Origin of the sequence: Saccharothrix sp. CCNWYY140, from assembly GCF_037401995.1 — a bacterium.
Lineage (GTDB): Bacteria > Actinomycetota > Actinomycetes > Mycobacteriales > Pseudonocardiaceae > Actinosynnema.
The window spans coordinates 17,797-31,899 of sequence record NZ_JBBEGC010000061.1; the positions used below are offsets into that span (position 1 = coordinate 17,797).

Sequence of the window (14,103 nt, forward strand, 5' to 3'; positions counted from 1 at the left end):
CGGTGTTCCCGGCTCAGCTGGAGGTGAGGATCTCCCCGACGTACCCGGCGACCGCGAGCACGGCCGCCATCGTCCCCGGGTAGTCCATCCGCGTCGGACCCACCACTCCCATGCCCCCGAGCAGCTTGTCCCGGCTGCCGTAGCCGATGGACACGACCGAGGTGCTGCGCATCTCGGCCGCCTCGTTCTCCTCGCCGATGTGCACCAGGACCGTGCCGGGGTCGCGGGCCGCGGCGAGCAGCTTGAGCACCACGACCTGCTCCTCCAACGCCTCCAGCACCTGGCGCAGGGAACCGGGGAAGTCTGCCACGTTGCGGGTGAGGTTCGCGGTGCCACCCAGCACCAGTCGCTCTTCCGGGTGCTCGACCAGGGATTCGATCAGCACGGTGCTCACCCGCGTGACCGCGTCGCGCAGCTCGGCGGGCACGAGGTCGGGCAGCTCGGCGACCTCGGCGGACGCGTCCGCGAGCCGCTTGCCGACCATCGCGGCGTTGAGCAGGGACCGCATCCGGGCGACGTTCTCCTCGGTGATGACGTCGCCGAGGTCGACGCTGCGCTGGTCCACCCGGCCGGTGTCGGTGATGAGCACCAGCATCAGCCGGGCGGGTGTGATGGCGAGCACTTCCAGGTGCCGCACGGTGGACCGGCTCAGCGTCGGGTACTGGATGACCGCCACCTGCCGGGTGAGCTGGGCGAGCAGGCGCACGCTGCGGCGCAGCACGTCGTCCAGGTCGTAGGCGCCGTCGAGGAAGCTGCGGATGGCCCGCCGCTCGGCCGACGACAGCGGCTTGACGTCGCTGAGCCGGTCGACGAACAGCCGGTACCCCTTGTCGGTGGGCACGCGGCCGGCGCTGGTGTGCGGCTGGGTGATGAACCCCTCCTCCTCCAACGCGGCCATGTCGTTGCGCACGGTCGCGCTCGAAACGCCCAGGTTGTGCCGCTCGACCAGCGCTTTCGACCCGACGGGCTCCTGGTTGGAGACGTAGTCGGCGACGATGGCGCGCAGCACCTCGAACCGGCGCTCGTCCGCGTTCACGCGCTTCACCTCCACATCGACGACCTTCTTCACCCCGAGTTTACGGAGGTAGGACGCGTCGTAGGGAAACTCTGTGGTGCGGGTTCGGCCGCCGTGGACAGCGTGCGGTGTGCTCCGCCACATTCAGAGCGCTTTGCGTGAGTCCGTCCGGTCCGACGCGACCCCCGTCGGGCCGTTCCTGGAGACCGAGCCGGACCACAAGGTGGACCGGGTCTACGGGCCGTTGGATTACCGCGTGAGCGGCTAATCGGCGGGCGTCCGGCTCACGTGAGCCGGCGGACCACCGCGTCGGCCAGCAGCCGGCCCCGGTCGGTCAGCACGCACCGGCCTTCGACGTAAGCCGATTCCTCCAGCAGCCCGTCCCGCACGGCGATCTTCGCCTCGGCGCGCCCCTCGTCGTCGAGGACGTCCACCGGCAGGCCCACGGCCAAGCGCAGCTCCAGCAGGATGCGCTCCACCCGCCGGTCCTCCGGGGACAGCAGCTCCCGGCCCGCCGCCGGGGAGGTCCCCGAGGCCAGCAGGGACGCGTATTTCGCCGGGTGCTTCACGTTCCACCACCGGACCCCGCCGACATGGCTGTGCGCGCCCGGACCGGCACCCCACCAGTCGGCGCCCTGCCAGTACAGGACGTTGTGCCGGCACTGGGCTGCCTCCGAGGCCGCCCAGTTGGACACCTCGTACCAGCGCAGGCCCTGCGCGGTCATGGCGGTGTCGATCAGCTCGTACTTGTCCGCCAGCACGTCGTCGTCGGGCATCGGGAGTTCGCCGCGCCGCACCCGCCGCGCCAGCGCCGTCCCCTCCTCCACGATCAGCGCGTACGCCGACACGTGGTCCACGCCCGACGAGTACACGGCCTCCAGGGACGCGCGCAGGTCGTCGAGCGTCTCCCCCGGCGTCCCGTAGATGAGGTCCAGGTTCACGTGGTCGAACCCGGCCGCCCGCGCCTCGCGGGCCGCCGCGACCGGGCGGCCCGGGGTGTGGACGCGGTCGAGGACCGCCAGGACGTGCCGGGCCGCCGACTGCATGCCCAGCGACACCCGCGTGTAACCAGCGTCACGGATGGCCGCGAAGAACTCCGGCGAGGTGGACTCGGGGTTGGACTCCGTAGTGACTTCCGCGTCACCCGCCAGGCCGAAGGACGCTCTCACCGCATCGAGGACGTCCGCCAACCCGGACGCCCCCAGCAGTGACGGTGTGCCACCGCCCACGAACACGGTGTCCACCGGCGGCGGGGTGCCCAGGACGCCCGCAGCCAGGTCCAACTCGCGCCGCAACCCCTCCAGCCAGGACTGCGGGGAGGCGGAAGTGCCCAGCTCACCGGCGGTGTAGGTGTTGAAGTCGCAGTAGCCGCAGCGGGTCGCGCAGAACGGCACGTGCACGTACACCCCGAACGGGCGGGTGCCGAGACCCGCCAGCGCGGTCACCGGCAGTGAGCCGTCCGGGGGCGCGGGGTCGCCGGTCGGCAGAGCGGAGGGCATGGACCCATCCTCCCACTTAGCAGGACCGCGACCCCCGTCCCACCATGCGGATGGCGGTGGACCACGGGGTGGACGCGTGGCACGCTGCAAACCATGACGTCGAACGGAGTGCGCCTGGTGGTCCGCCGCCACGTGGACTTCCGTCGTGTTTCCAGCGCGATGTGCCGCAGCTCGGCATAGCCCGCGCCCGACTCATGTTCCCGTCGGCGCCGGGTGCGCTGACGAGACCCCCACCACGGATCCACCGGGACTCGCACGCGCACCAGCGCCCCGAAACCCGGAGGACGAGATGGTCCCCCCGACGACGACACCCCCGCGCCCCAAGCAGCGCCGGGGTGAGGGGCAGTGGGCGCTGGGCTACCGCGAGCCGCTGAACCCCAACGAGCGGAGCAAGAAGGACGACAACCCGCTCAACGTCCGGTCTCGGATCGAGAACATCTACGCGCACCGCGGGTTCGACTCGATCGACCCCGCCGACCTGCGTGGCCGTTTCCGCTGGTACGGCCTCTACACCCAGCGCAAGCCCGGCATCGACGGCGGTCGCACGGCCACGCTGGAACCCGAAGAGCTCGACGACGAGTACTTCATGCTGCGCGTCCGCATCGACGGCGGTCGCCTCACCACCAGCCAGCTCGCGCTGATCGGCGAGCTGTCCCAGACCTACGCGCGCGACACCGCCGACATCACCGACCGGCAGAACGTGCAGTACCACTGGATCCGCATCGAGGACGTCCCCACCATCTGGCAGAAGCTGGAGGCGGCGGGCCTGACCACGATGGAGGCCTGCGGCGACAGCCCGCGCGTGGTGCTCGGCTCGCCGGTGGCGGGCCTCGCCGAGGACGAGGTGATCGACGGCACGCCCGCGATCGACGAGATCCTCCGCCGCTACATCGGCGACCCGCGCTACTCCAACCTGCCGCGCAAGTTCAAGTCCGCGATCTCCGGCCTGCCGGACGTGGCGCACGAGATCCACGACATCGCCTTCGTCGGCGTGGACCACCCCGAGCACGGCCCCGGTTTCGACCTGTGGGTCGGCGGCGGCCTGTCCACCAACCCGATGATCGCCAAGCGGCTTGGCACGTGGGTGCCGCTGGACGAGGTGCCGGACGTGTGGGAGGGCGTGATCAGCGTCTTCCGCGACTACGGCTACCGGCGGCTGCGGCACCGGGCGCGGATCAAGTTCCTGGTCGCCGACTGGGGCGCGGAGAAGTTCCGGCAGGTGCTGGAGGACGAGTACCTCAAGCGCAAGCTGATCGACGGCCCGGCGCCCGAGGTGCCCGAGGTCCCGCGCGACCACATCGGCGTCCACCGGCAGAAGGACGGCCTGTTCTACGTCGGCGCGGCCCCGATCGCGGGCCGGGTCACCGGGTCCACGCTGGTCGAGGTGGCCAAGGTGGCGGAGCGGGCCGGGTCCACCCGGGTCCGGTTGACGCCGCAGCAGAAGCTGGTCGTGCTGGACGTCCCGGAGTCCGAGGTCAAGGCGCTCCAGGCGGACCTGGCCAAGCTGGGCCTCCAGACCGAGCCGTCGCCGTGGCGGCGGGGCGTGATGGCGTGCACCGGCATCGAGTTCTGCAAGCTCGCGATCGTCGAGACCAAGGCGCGGGCGGTCGACCTGGTGTCCGCGCTGGAATCGAGCCTGGCCGACATCGTCGAGGGTGTCACCGCCCCGATCTCGGTGCACATCAACGGCTGCCCCAACTCGTGCGCCCGCATCCAGACCGCGGACATCGGGCTCAAGGGCCAGATCGTCACCGACCACGACGGCAACCAGGTCGAGGGCTTCCAGGTGCACCTGGGCGGCGGCCTGGGCCTGGACGCCGGGTTCGGCCGGAAGCTGCGCGGCCACAAGGTGACCGCGGACGAGCTGTCCGGGTACGTCGAGCGGGTGGTGCGCAACTTCGTGGCGCAGCGCAAGGACGACGAGCGCTTCGCCCAATGGGTCGCCCGCGCGGACGAGGCTGATCTCAAGTGAGCGAGCGCGCGACCCCCTTCTACTGCCCGTACTGCGGCGACGAGGACCTGCGTCCGCAGGAAGAGCCGTCGTACTCCTGGCTCTGCGCTTCGTGCCGCCGTGTTTTCACCGTCAAGTTCGTGGGTCTCAACCTTCCGCAGGAGGTTCAGCGATGACCGCCCCCACCAGGGTCGAGGAACTGAAGGTGATCGCCGAGGCCGCCTCGGTGGAACTGGCCGACGCCACCGCCGAGGAAGCCCTCGCGTGGGTCGCCCGCACGTTCGGCGACAGCTGGATCGTCGCCTCGAACATGCAGGACGCCGTGCTGGTCGACCTGGCCACCAAGGTCAAGCCGGACGTGGACGTGCTGTTCCTGGAGACCGGCTACCACTTCGCCGAGACCATCGGCACCCGCGACGCGGTGGACCTGGTCTACCCGGAGGTGCGGATCGTCAACGCGGCGGCCGAGCAGTCGGTGGCCGACCAGGAGGCCCAGTTCGGGCTGCTGAACAAGACCGACCCGAACCGCTGCTGCCAGCTGCGCAAGGTGATCCCGTTGCAGCGCACGCTGGCCAACTACGACGCGTGGGTGACCGGCGTGCGCCGCGTGGACGCGCCCACCCGGGCGAACACCCCGATCGTGCAGTGGGACGACCGCAACGGGCTGGTGAAGGTCAACCCGATCGCGCCGTGGTCGGACGAGCGCTTCAACGCCTACATCGCCGAGCACGGGATCCTGGAGAACCCGTTGGTGCAGGAGGGCTACCTGTCCATCGGGTGCGCCCCGTGCACGTCGAAGCCGCTGCCGGGTCAGGACCCGCGCAGTGGCCGCTGGGCCGGTACTTCGAAGACGGAATGCGGGTTGCACGGATGAGCGTGGGCACAGCTCTGGACACGTTGGGACGCCTGGAATCCGAGGCGATCCACATCTTCCGCGAGGTCGCGGGCGAGTTCGACCGGCCGGTGATCCTGTTCTCCGGCGGCAAGGACTCGACGCTGCTGCTGCACTTGGCGGTGAAAGCGTTCTGGCCCGCGCCGGTTCCTTTCCCCCTCCTACATGTCGATACCGGACACAACTTTCAAGAGGTCATCGACTTCCGCGACCGCACCGTCGAGAAGTACAACCTGCGCCTGGAAGTAGCGAGCGTGCAGGACTACATCGACGACGGCAGGCTCGCCGAGCGCCCCGACGGCACCCGAAACCCCTTGCAAACAGTGCCTTTGCTGGACGCGATCACCAACCACAAGTTCGACGCCGTGTTCGGCGGCGGACGTCGTGACGAGGAGCGCGCCCGCGCCAAGGAGCGCATTTTCAGCCTGCGCAACGCCTTCGGCCAGTGGGAGCCGCGACGGCAGCGTCCCGAATTGTGGAACCTCTACAACGGGAGGCACCGTCCGGGGGAACATGTGCGGGTATTCCCGCTCTCCAACTGGACCGAGCTGGACGTCTGGCACTACATCGCGCGGGAGGGGATCGAATTGCCGTCGATCTACTACGCGCACCAGCGCGAGGTGTACCTGCGCGATGGCATGTGGCTGGCGGAAGGCCCGTGGGGCGGCCCGCGTGACGGCGAGCAGCTCGTGAACAAGACCGTGCGGTACCGGACCGTCGGCGACGGTTCGTGCACCGGCGCGGTCGAGTCGGACGCGGCGGACATCGAGGCCGTCATCGCGGAGGTCGCCGCGTCGCGGTTGACCGAGCGCGGTGCGACCAGGGCCGACGACCGGTTGTCGGAGGCCGCGATGGAGGACCGCAAGCGGGAGGGCTACTTCTAACCATGAGCGACCTGTTGAGGCTGGCCACCGCGGGCAGCGTGGACGACGGTAAGTCCACGCTGGTCGGCAGGCTGCTCTACGACACCAAGTCCGTGCTGGCGGACACGCTGGACGCCGTGCACCGGGCCAGCGCCGACCGCGGCCTGACCACCCCCGACCTGTCCCTGCTCGTCGACGGCCTGCGTTCCGAGCGGGAGCAGGGCATCACGATCGACGTGGCCTACCGCTACTTCGCCACCCCGAAGCGTTCTTTCGTGTTGGCGGACACACCCGGGCATGTCCAGTACACGCGTAATACGGTGACCGGAGCGTCCACGGCGCAACTGGGTGTGCTCCTGGTGGACGCGCGCAAGGGTGTGGTGGAGCAGACGCGCCGCCACGCCGCCGTGCTCGCGCTGCTGGGGGTGCCGCGGTTGGTCCTCGCGGTGAACAAGATCGACCTGGTCGACCACGACGAGGTCACCTTCTCCCGCATCGCCAAGGAGTTCACCGCGCACGCCACGGCCCTCGGCTTCCCCGAGGACGCGGTGGTGGAGATCCCGGTGTCCGCGCTGGCCGGCGACAACGTGGTGGAGCGGTCGGAGCGGACCCCGTGGTACTCCGGCCCGACCCTGCTGGAGCACCTGGAGACCGTGCCCGTCGAGCCCGACCCGCACGACGCGCCCTTCCGGTTCCCGGTCCAGTACGTCATCCGGCCGCGCACGGCCGAGTACCCGGACTACCGGGGCTACGCCGGGCAGGTGGCGGCGGGCACGGTCCGCGTGGGCGACGAGATCACCGTCCTGCCCACCGGGCTGCGCAGCACCGTCGAGAAGATCGACACCGCCGACGGTCCGCTGGACGAGGCCGCCGCGGGCCAGTCCGTGACGCTGCTGCTGGCGCACGACCTGGACATCTCGCGCGGCGACCTGATCGCCTCCGGTGACGCGCCCAAGGTCACCGACGAGTTCGAGGCCACCGTGTGCTGGCTGGCCGAGAAGGCGCTCACGCCGGGCGCGCGGGTGCTGGTCAAGCACGGCACCCGGACCGTGCAGGCGATCGTGACCGAACTGCGCAACCGCTTCGACGAGCAGAAGCTGTCGAGCACCGAGAGCCCCGGTTCCCTGGGCCTCAACGAGATCGGCCAGGTCTCGGTCCGCACGGCCGAGCCTGTCCCCGTCGACGACTACACGCGCGACCGGCGCACGGGCGCGTTCCTGGTCATCGACGCGTCAGACGGCAGCACGCTGGCCGCAGGCCTGGTCGGGGCGCCGCTGCCGGAGTTGGACGGCGTGGACAGCTGTACCGGGGGCGGGAATTCCGCCCAGGACAGCCACGCCCTCGTTTCCCCCGGTCCCTGACCCCTAGAAAGGCCGACGCCGCCGTGAGCAAGCGCAGCACCCTGACGAAGTCACTGGCTGTACTGACCGCGTTCCTCGCACTGACCGCCTGCTCACGGGCCGACCGCGGCAACGACGCCGCCGGCGCGCCGGCCGAGGACAAGGGCGCCGCCGCCGAGCTGCGGCTGGGCTACTTCCCCAACGTCACCCACGCCGCCGCCCTGGTCGGCGTGGAACAGGGCCTGTTCGCCAAGGAGCTGGGCAGCACCAAGCTGACCACGCAGACCTTCAACGCCGGCCCCGAGGCGGTCAACGCGCTGCTCGGCGGCTCGCTGGACGCCACGTTCATCGGGTCCGGCCCGGCGATCAACGCCTACGCCAAGTCGAACGGCGAGGCCGTGCGGCTCATCGCGGGCGCCACGTCCGGCGGCGCGCAGCTGGTCGTCAAGCCGGAGATCACGTCGGTGAACGACCTCAAGGGCAAGGTCATCACCACGCCGCAGCTGGGCAACACGCAGGACGTGGCCTTCAAGAAGTGGCTGTCCGACCAGAAGATCGCCGTGGGCGCGGGCGCGGACCAGGTCAACGTCACCAACACGGAGAACGCGCAGTCGCTCGACCTGTTCAAGAAGGGCGACGTGCACGGCGCGTGGGCGCCGGAGCCGTGGTCGTCGCGGCTGGTGCTCGACGCCGGCGCGAAGGTCCTGCTGGACGAGAAGACCCTGTGGGAGGGCGGCAAGTTCCCGACCACCGTGCTGCTGGTGCGCACGCAGTTCCTCAAGGAGCACCCGCAGACCGTCGAGGCGCTGCTGAAGGGCCACCTGGCCGCCACGGACTTCGCGTCGACCAACAAGGCCGACGCCAAGAGGATCGTCAACGACGCCCTGAAGAAGCTGACCGGCAAGTCGCTGGGCGAGCCGGTGCTGGACCGCGCGTTCGACAACATCGCGCTGACGCTGGACCCGCAGGCCAAGTCGTTCCCGCAGCTGGCGAAGGACGCGGTCACCGCGGGCGTCGCCAAGGAAGCCGCGGACGTCGCCGGACTCGCGGACTTCACGCTGCTGAACAAGGTGCTCACGGCGGCGGGCAAGCCGACCGTGGACACCGCCGGGCTGGACAAGAAGTAACTCGGGGAAGGCAGGCACACCATGACCGCCACGCTTGAGCCCACCGTTCCGTCCACTGTGGACGCAGCTGTGACCCTGTCCGCGGTGCGCAAGACGTTCGGGCACGGACCGAACGCGGTCACGGCCCTCGACGGCGTCGACCTGCGGGTCGCGCCGGGCGAGTTCGTGTGCCTGCTGGGCGCGTCCGGCTGCGGCAAGTCGACCTTGCTCAACCTGGTCGCGGGCCTGGACGCGCCCACCTCGGGGTCGATCACCCTGACCACCTCGCGGCCCGCCGTGATGTTCCAGGAGGCCGCGCTGATGCCGTGGCTGACCGCCGCGCGCAACGTGGAGCTGCCGCTGCGGCTCGCCGGAGTCAAGCGCGGCGCGCGCCGGGAGAAGGCCGGCGAGCTGCTGGAACTGGTGCGGCTGGGCGAGGCCGGCCACAAGCGCCCGCACGAGCTGTCCGGCGGCATGCGCCAGCGCGTGGCCCTGGCGCGGGCGCTGGCGTCCACGCTGGGCAGCGCCGAGGAGGGCACGCCCGGCCTGCTGCTGATGGACGAGCCGTTCGCGGCGCTGGACGCCATCACCCGCGACGTCCTCCAGGCGGAGCTGGTGCGGGTGTGGCGCGAGACCGGGACGGCGATCGTGTTCGTCACCCACGACGTGCGCGAGGCCGTGCGCCTGGGCCAGCGGGTCGTCCTGCTGTCCTCGCGGCCCGGCCGCGTGGTGCGCGAGTGGTCCACGGTCGGCGGTGACGAGCCCGCGATCGTGCAGGACATCACCGCCCGACTGCGAGAGGTGATCAGTGGCCACGCCGCGGCTTGACAACGACCTGGCGGCGGTCGGCGCGGGCCTGGACGCGCTCGACGCGCCGTCGCAGGAACAACGCCCGTCGCTGGGCAAGCGCTTCGTCCGCACCGCCCTGCCGCCGCTGATCGCGTTCGCGCTGCTGCTGGGCGTGTGGCAGGCGCTGTGGGCGGCGGCGTTCTGGCCTGAGTACCAGCTGCCCTCGCCGTTGTCGGTGTGGTCGGCGGTCGCCGAGGCGATCGAGACGGGCCGGGCGCTCGACGTGCTGTGGACGTCGGTGCACCGGGCGGTGCTCGGCTTCCTGACGGCGGTGCTCATCGCGACGCCGTTGGGGTTGTTGATCGCCAAGGTGCGGGTGGTGCGGGCGGCGATCGGGTCCCTGCTGACGGGTTTGCAGTCGCTGCCGTCGGTGGCGTGGGTGCCGGCGGGCATCCTGTGGTTCGGCGCGACCCCGTCCACGATCTACTTCGTGGTGCTGATGGGCTCGGTGCCGTCGATCGCGAATGGCCTGGTGTCCGGCGTCGACCAGATCCCGCCGCTGCTGCCGCGCGTCGGGCAGGCTCTCGGGGCGGGTCGGTTGGCGGCGGCCCGGCACATCCTGCTGCCCGCTGCTCTGCCGGGGTACTTGGCCGGGTTGAAGCAGGGTTGGGCGTTCTCGTGGCGGTCGCTGATGGCGGCGGAGATCATCGCCACCTCGCCGCAGCTGGGTGAGGGCTTGGGGCAGTACCTGCACAACGGGTCGTCGTTGAACGACATCTCGATGGTGATCGCGGCGATCTTCCTGATCTTGTTGGTGGGTATCGGGATCGAGCTGCTGGTGTTCCGACCGTTGGAGCGGGCGGTGCTGCGCGCACGTGGCCTGTCGGGTGCACTGTGACCGCTTTGGTGGCTGTTGCACACGGCAGCCGGGATCCGCGCTCTGCCGCGACCGTGCACGAGTTGCTGGACGTCGTGCGGGCTTTGCGGCCTTCGCTGGATGTGCGGGCGTCGTTCTTGGACTTGTCCGCGCCTCGGCTGGGTGACGTGCTACACGCTGTGCGTGGGGACGGGCATCGGTCGGCCGTGGTCGTGCCGTTGTTGCTGGGCAAGGCTTTTCACGCTCGGGTGGATGTGCCGGGGGCTGTGGCTGAGGCTCGGTTGCCGTCGTTGGACGTGACGATCGCCGGGGTGTTGGGGCCTTCGCCGTTGCTGGAGTCGGCGGCGTTGCGTCGGTTGGCGTCGATCGGGGTGCGGTCGCACGACCGGTCGGTGGGTGTGGTGTTGGCTGGGGCCGGGTCTTCGCATGAGCCGGCCAATGCGGCGGTGCGGGCCATTGCTCGGCGGTGGGCAGCTGGTGCGGGGTGGGCTGGGGTCGAGGCGGCTTTTGCTTCGATGGCCTCGCCGGAGGTGCCTGCGGCGGTTGAGCGGTTGAGGGCTCGGGGGGCTTCGCGGATCGCGGTGGCGTCCTGGTTCCTGGCCCCGGGGTTCCTGCCTGATCGGGTGGCGCGGTTGGCGGAGACGGACCTGGTCGCGCCCCCGCTGGGCGCGGACCCTGAGGTGGCCGAACTGATCCTCCACCGCTACGAAGCCGCGTTGGTGGAGGACCTCGTCCACACCGCCTAGACCTGCGGCGGGTTCTCGTCGACGGCCTTGACCAGTTGGCGCATGACCTTCAGCGTGGTCTTCAGCTCGTCCAGGTCCACTTGGGCCGAGACGGCGTTGGTGAAGGCGTGTTGGGCTGCGCGGAGGCTTTCGACGGCTGCGTAGCCGGCCTCGGTGGGGCGGAAGAGTTTGGCGCGGCGGTGGGCTGGGTTAGGGAGGTATTCCGCCAAGCCCTTTTCCACCAGGACGTCCGCGATGCGTTGCACGCTCTGTCGGGTCAGGCTCATTTCGCGGGCTATGCCTGATACCGGCAGCGGCTCGTGCAGTACCGCGCCCAGGACCTGCCACCATGCCGCTGTCAGGCCGACTGGCTTGGTCATCACCTCTGCCGCGTCCAGGAAAGCGCCGTAGAGGCGGAAGGTGCGCATGATGACCTCGGTGAGCACGTCTCCCGCCTCAGTGCGCGGCTCGATGGTCACGACACCGCTGCCATCAGCTTGCCGAACCACTGCGGGTCGCCTGTGCTGAACAGGCCGTACCAGGCCTCCAGCACGGCGGGCTCGTAGACGTCCAACTCGGCGAGGATTTCGCGGGCGAATTCCACCGCACTGTCCGCGCCGGCGGTGATCAGGCCGTTCTCGCGGACCGCTCGCTGCTGGAGGTAGTGCTCGGCACCGGTGTAGCCCTCGACGGGCAGCAACTCCTCGACCATGTTGCCGGTGTGCGGGCGGTCGTTCAGCAGGCCCTCCGCGGCCAGGCCTACGGTCGCGCCGCAGATCGCCGCCACCGGGACGCCCGCGTCCAGCCAGCGCCGCGCGGCCTGGGCGAACTCGGCGTTGCCGCCGTCGGCCCACGAGTCGGCACCAGGCAGGAGCAGCAGCGCGCTGTCGGTCGGGTCGATGTCGGCCAGTGCCAGGTCGGGGGTGATGGTCAGGCCGCCCATGCTGGTGATCGGGTCGCGGGTCAGGGCGACCGTGCGGACCTGGTAGCGGCCGGGCTGCTTCTGGAACGCCGGGTCGTTGATGCGGGCCGTGGCGTAGCCGAACTCCCAGTCGGCCAGTGCGGGGTACAGGGCGAGGTGGACCGTCTTCGTTGTCATGACAGTATCCTGTCATGTTGACAGCGTGCTGTCAATCGGACGTCCTGGTTAGAGTGCGCGCATGGCAGACGAGCTGGTCCACTACGAGGTGCGGCGTGGCATCGCGACGATCACGCTGGACTCCCCCCACAACCGCAACGCCCTGTCCGCGCAGCTGCGTGCCGAGCTGACCGGGCACCTGAAGGCGGCCACCGCCGACGACGCCGTCCGGGTGGTCGTCCTGACCCACACCGGGCCGGTGTTCTGCTCGGGGATGGACCTCAAGGAGGCGGGTGGCGCGAGCGCGTCGCAGCAGGGGGTCAACGAGTTCCCGGCGATCCTCGAGCAGCTGTGGACCAGCCCGAAGCCGGTCGTCGCCCGCCTGGCCGGGCCGGCGCGTGCGGGTGGTGTGGGGATCGTGGCGGCGTGTGACATCGCGGTGGCGGTCGAGTCGGCGACGTTCGCGTTCAGCGAGGTTCGGATCGGGGTGGTGCCGGCGGTCATCTCGGTGACTGTCCTGCCGAGGCTGTTGCCTAGGGCCGCCCACGAGCTGTTCCTGACCGGCGAGACCTTTGACGCTCAGCGGGCGGTGACGATCGGGCTGATCAACTCGGCGGTGGACGCCGAGGGGTTGGACGCCGAGGTCGCCCGGTACACGGACATGCTGGCGCTGGGCGCGCCCAATGCGTTGGCGGCCACCAAGCGGATGTTGCAGCAGGAGCGGTCGAGCAACCTCGGTGAGGTGTTCGCGGACATGCTGGAGCTGTCGGCGCGGCACTTCGGCGGGCCGGAAGGGCAGGAGGGCATCGCGGCGTTTGTCGGCAAGCGCAAGCCCAACTGGGTGCCTATCGAGGACTAGGGGCGGCCTCCGGCCCCCGCTTCCATTGTCCCACGGGGTACCGACAGTTCCGGGCGTTTCAGCGGGTGGTCGGGTACTCCACCCGGAACGGGCGGGGGCCGTCGGCGGTGGCGGTTTCGGCGTCGGCCAGGACGGTCGCCACCGAAGCGTCGCCGCCCTCCCAGACCAGGACGTGCTCGCCTTCGGGCAGCCACGACAGGTCGGTCAGGCAGTCGTACAGGGCGTCGAGGTTCTGCCCGTAGTAGTCGGGGAACTCCAGCGCCTCGCCGATGGCCGCCAGCGCGGCGCTCTTGGTCCGCGCGCCGGGGCGCGCCACGTGCCGGTGGGTCATCGCGTCACGTCCACGACGACGAACGACTCGTAGTGGTCACCGGTGTAGTAGAGCTCCTTCTCGCGCCCGGTCACCAGGCGGCGTGCGCCCCGGTCGTCGCTGCCGGGCGTGGGGACGGTGTACTCGCGGTAGTAGTCGCCGGACTTCGCGGGCAGGCGCTTCTCGCGGTTCTGGAAGGTCACGCCGTCGTTGCGCGGGTACGGGAACGGGCCGCCGCGTTCGATCAGCTCCCAGGTCGCCTTCGCCTCGCCGGGCAGGCTGGTCAGGCCCTTGACCGGCAGGCCCGACCCCGACCCGGGCACCTGGGCGGGCTTGGCCGCCGAGGCCGTGCCGGAGCCGGCCGCCGCCTTGGTCGACGTGGAAGACGTGGAGGTCGTGGGTGGGGGCTCGGTGGAGCCGCCGAGGTCCTTCGCGAGGTAGCCGATCACGACCAGCGCGATCAGGCCCACCAGCGCGACGGTGAGGCGACGTGCGGGAGTCACGGCTGCCAGCCTACGAAGGCGTGCCCGCGTCCACCTTCTCGGGCTCGGCCGCCGGCGGCACCTTCGGCACCGGGTTGAACCGGCCCGCCGCCTGGTCCACGACCCGGTCGATCAGTCGCGCCAGGCCGAGTGCCGTGGGCAGCAACACCGCCATGACCAGCGCGAACTGGAACGGGAACGGGAGTTGGGCGAGCCACAGCTCCACCCCGTCCCACCACTGCGCGATCGCCTCCAGCACGCCACCGAGCCTACTGCCGTGACGTGGTTCACCGCACACGACTCCCTACCTCTGGGTA

Annotated in this window: 17 protein-coding genes; 10 read left to right on the top strand and 7 right to left on the bottom strand. The window is 70.5% G+C overall.

Annotation, left to right across the window (positions count from 1 at the left end):
- Positions 1 to 13: 13 nt before the first annotated feature.
- Positions 14 to 1,036, bottom strand: a complete 1,023-nt coding sequence (hrcA, locus tag WBN91_RS24430; protein WP_337726597.1) for a heat-inducible transcriptional repressor HrcA — start codon at positions 1,034 to 1,036, stop codon at positions 14 to 16.
- A gap of 263 nt (positions 1,037 to 1,299) precedes the next feature.
- Entirely contained in the window at positions 1,300 to 2,514 is a 1,215-nt protein-coding gene (hemW, locus tag WBN91_RS24435) for a radical SAM family heme chaperone HemW (protein ID WP_337726569.1), read from the bottom strand.
- A 289-nt stretch (positions 2,515 to 2,803) separates the two neighbouring features.
- Here hemW and WBN91_RS24440 point away from each other — a divergent pair, with 289 nt between their 5' ends.
- Genes WBN91_RS24440 through WBN91_RS24480 form a run of 9 tightly spaced genes read left to right on the top strand, consistent with a single transcriptional unit; the run spans position 2,804 to position 11,078 of the window.
- Positions 2,804 to 4,486 (top strand): nitrite/sulfite reductase, encoded by a 1,683-nt coding sequence (locus tag WBN91_RS24440; RefSeq protein WP_337726570.1) that lies wholly within the window; start codon positions 2,804 to 2,806, stop codon positions 4,484 to 4,486.
- Positions 4,483 to 4,641, top strand: a complete 159-nt coding sequence (locus tag WBN91_RS24445) for a hypothetical protein (protein WP_015098919.1) — start codon at positions 4,483 to 4,485, stop codon at positions 4,639 to 4,641. Before WBN91_RS24440 ends, WBN91_RS24445 begins: the two co-directional genes overlap by 4 nt.
- Positions 4,638 to 5,339, top strand: coding sequence for a phosphoadenylyl-sulfate reductase (locus WBN91_RS24450; RefSeq protein ID WP_337726571.1), 702 nt, complete (start codon positions 4,638 to 4,640; stop codon positions 5,337 to 5,339). The genes WBN91_RS24445 and WBN91_RS24450 overlap by 4 nt, the downstream gene beginning before the upstream one ends.
- Positions 5,336 to 6,241, top strand: a complete 906-nt coding sequence (gene cysD / locus WBN91_RS24455) for a sulfate adenylyltransferase subunit CysD (RefSeq protein ID WP_337726572.1) — start codon at positions 5,336 to 5,338, stop codon at positions 6,239 to 6,241. The genes WBN91_RS24450 and cysD overlap by 4 nt, the downstream gene beginning before the upstream one ends.
- A gap of 2 nt (positions 6,242 to 6,243) precedes the next feature.
- The gene (locus tag WBN91_RS24460; RefSeq protein WP_337726573.1) at positions 6,244 to 7,581 is read left to right on the top strand and encodes a sulfate adenylyltransferase subunit 1; all 1,338 of its coding nucleotides are present in this window, start codon (positions 6,244 to 6,246) and stop codon (positions 7,579 to 7,581) included.
- A gap of 23 nt (positions 7,582 to 7,604) precedes the next feature.
- Positions 7,605 to 8,687, top strand: coding sequence for an ABC transporter substrate-binding protein (locus WBN91_RS24465; protein WP_337726574.1), 1,083 nt, complete (start codon positions 7,605 to 7,607; stop codon positions 8,685 to 8,687).
- Positions 8,688 to 8,708: 21 nt separating this feature from the next.
- Positions 8,709 to 9,494, top strand: a complete 786-nt coding sequence (locus WBN91_RS24470) for an ABC transporter ATP-binding protein (protein WP_337726575.1) — start codon at positions 8,709 to 8,711, stop codon at positions 9,492 to 9,494.
- A complete protein-coding gene (locus tag WBN91_RS24475; RefSeq protein ID WP_337726576.1) occupies positions 9,475 to 10,353 on the top strand; it encodes an ABC transporter permease in 879 nt (292 codons plus the stop codon). The genes WBN91_RS24470 and WBN91_RS24475 overlap by 20 nt, the downstream gene beginning before the upstream one ends.
- Positions 10,350 to 11,078, top strand: coding sequence for a sirohydrochlorin chelatase (locus tag WBN91_RS24480; RefSeq protein ID WP_337726577.1), 729 nt, complete (start codon positions 10,350 to 10,352; stop codon positions 11,076 to 11,078). Before WBN91_RS24475 ends, WBN91_RS24480 begins: the two co-directional genes overlap by 4 nt.
- On the opposite strand, the gene WBN91_RS24485 is transcribed toward WBN91_RS24480, so the two are convergent.
- Positions 11,075 to 11,536: a MarR family winged helix-turn-helix transcriptional regulator gene (locus WBN91_RS24485; RefSeq protein ID WP_337726578.1), complete on the bottom strand. Its 462-nt coding sequence runs from the start codon at positions 11,534 to 11,536 to the stop codon at positions 11,075 to 11,077. The genes WBN91_RS24480 and WBN91_RS24485 overlap by 4 nt on opposite strands.
- Entirely contained in the window at positions 11,533 to 12,156 is a 624-nt protein-coding gene (locus WBN91_RS24490) for a type 1 glutamine amidotransferase family protein (protein ID WP_337726579.1), read from the bottom strand. Before WBN91_RS24490 ends, WBN91_RS24485 begins: the two co-directional genes overlap by 4 nt.
- A 61-nt stretch (positions 12,157 to 12,217) precedes the next feature.
- On the opposite strand from WBN91_RS24490, the gene WBN91_RS24495 reads away from it, so the two are divergent.
- The gene (locus WBN91_RS24495; protein WP_337726580.1) at positions 12,218 to 12,994 is read left to right on the top strand and encodes an enoyl-CoA hydratase family protein; all 777 of its coding nucleotides are present in this window, start codon (positions 12,218 to 12,220) and stop codon (positions 12,992 to 12,994) included.
- A gap of 58 nt (positions 12,995 to 13,052) precedes the next feature.
- On the opposite strand, the gene WBN91_RS24500 is transcribed toward WBN91_RS24495, so the two are convergent.
- The 3 genes from WBN91_RS24500 to WBN91_RS24510 are packed head-to-tail and all read right to left on the bottom strand — an operon-like array spanning position 13,053 to position 14,045.
- Positions 13,053 to 13,325: a barstar family protein gene (locus WBN91_RS24500; RefSeq protein WP_337726581.1), complete on the bottom strand. Its 273-nt coding sequence runs from the start codon at positions 13,323 to 13,325 to the stop codon at positions 13,053 to 13,055.
- Positions 13,322 to 13,807, bottom strand: coding sequence for a ribonuclease domain-containing protein (locus WBN91_RS24505; RefSeq protein WP_337726582.1), 486 nt, complete (start codon positions 13,805 to 13,807; stop codon positions 13,322 to 13,324). The genes WBN91_RS24500 and WBN91_RS24505 overlap by 4 nt, the downstream gene beginning before the upstream one ends.
- Before the next feature lie 10 nt (positions 13,808 to 13,817).
- Positions 13,818 to 14,045: a hypothetical protein gene (locus tag WBN91_RS24510; protein WP_337726583.1), complete on the bottom strand. Its 228-nt coding sequence runs from the start codon at positions 14,043 to 14,045 to the stop codon at positions 13,818 to 13,820.
- Positions 14,046 to 14,103: the final 58 nt, after the last annotated feature.

Bases quoted from the DNA above. Each gene is read 5' to 3' on its own strand.
- hemW (WP_337726569.1), bottom strand. From the start codon at position 2,514: ATGCCCTCCGCTCTGCCGACCGGCGACCCCGCGCCCCCGGACGGCTCA.
- WBN91_RS24440 (WP_337726570.1), top strand. From the start codon at position 2,804: ATGGTCCCCCCGACGACGACACCCCCGCGCCCCAAGCAGCGCCGGGGT.
- WBN91_RS24450 (WP_337726571.1), top strand. From the start codon at position 4,638: ATGACCGCCCCCACCAGGGTCGAGGAACTGAAGGTGATCGCCGAGGCC.
- cysD (WP_337726572.1), top strand. From the start codon at position 5,336: ATGAGCGTGGGCACAGCTCTGGACACGTTGGGACGCCTGGAATCCGAG.
- WBN91_RS24460 (WP_337726573.1), top strand. From the start codon at position 6,244: ATGAGCGACCTGTTGAGGCTGGCCACCGCGGGCAGCGTGGACGACGGT.
- WBN91_RS24470 (WP_337726575.1), top strand. From the start codon at position 8,709: ATGACCGCCACGCTTGAGCCCACCGTTCCGTCCACTGTGGACGCAGCT.
- WBN91_RS24490 (WP_337726579.1), bottom strand. From the start codon at position 12,156: ATGACAACGAAGACGGTCCACCTCGCCCTGTACCCCGCACTGGCCGAC.
- WBN91_RS24495 (WP_337726580.1), top strand. From the start codon at position 12,218: ATGGCAGACGAGCTGGTCCACTACGAGGTGCGGCGTGGCATCGCGACG.
- WBN91_RS24500 (WP_337726581.1), bottom strand. From the start codon at position 13,325: ATGACCCACCGGCACGTGGCGCGCCCCGGCGCGCGGACCAAGAGCGCC.